Here is a 679-nt window from a genome sequence, read left to right on the forward strand (position 1 = left end):
CCTGGGCCGAGCTGCCCGCCTGCGATCCCGAGCCGCGCGCCCTCGGCCTCACCTCGCGCCATCTCGCCTACATCATCTACACCTCAGGCTCAACCGGAACCCCAAAGGGCGTCATGGTCGAGCATGCTCAGATGGCTCGTCTGTTCGAGGCGACCCAGGACTGGTATGGCTTCACCGAACACGACGTATGGTGCCTGTTCCATTCCATCTCGTTTGACTTCTCGGTGTGGGAATTGTGGGGCGCACTGCGCTATGGCGGGCGTTTGATACTCGTGCCGAGTAATACCGCCCGTTCTGCTTCCGACTTCCATGAGCTAGTCTGCAAGTCTGGCGTCACGGTTCTCAATCAGACCCCCTCGGCTTTTAAAGCTTTCATGGATGTAGAATGCCAGAGCAATGTTCGAAACCGCCTTCGCTATGTGATTTTTGGTGGGGAGGCTCTGGAACCGTCCATTCTAAAGCCGTGGTATGCAAGGCATTCAGACAGCGTTCCGCAATTGATCAACATGTACGGCATCACGGAAGCTACCGTGCATGTAACCTATCGACCTCTTAATCAATCTGACACCTCCAACTCGGCCAACCTGATCGGAGAGCCCATCCCCGATCTTCGGTTGTACTTGTTGGATCGGTTCGGCCAGCCTGTGCCGTTGGGGGCGGTGGGTGAGCTTTACATCGG

Annotated in this window: 1 protein-coding gene; it reads left to right on the forward strand. The window is 56.8% G+C overall.

The window, feature by feature from the left end; genetic code table 11:
* Positions 1-679, forward strand: a 679-nt coding sequence (locus GWE18_RS41960; RefSeq protein ID WP_275191313.1) for an AMP-binding protein, incomplete at both ends; no start/stop codon positions are given.

It is taken from the genome of Bradyrhizobium sp. CSA112, from assembly GCF_029051645.1.
Classification (GTDB): domain Bacteria; phylum Pseudomonadota; class Alphaproteobacteria; order Rhizobiales; family Xanthobacteraceae; genus Bradyrhizobium.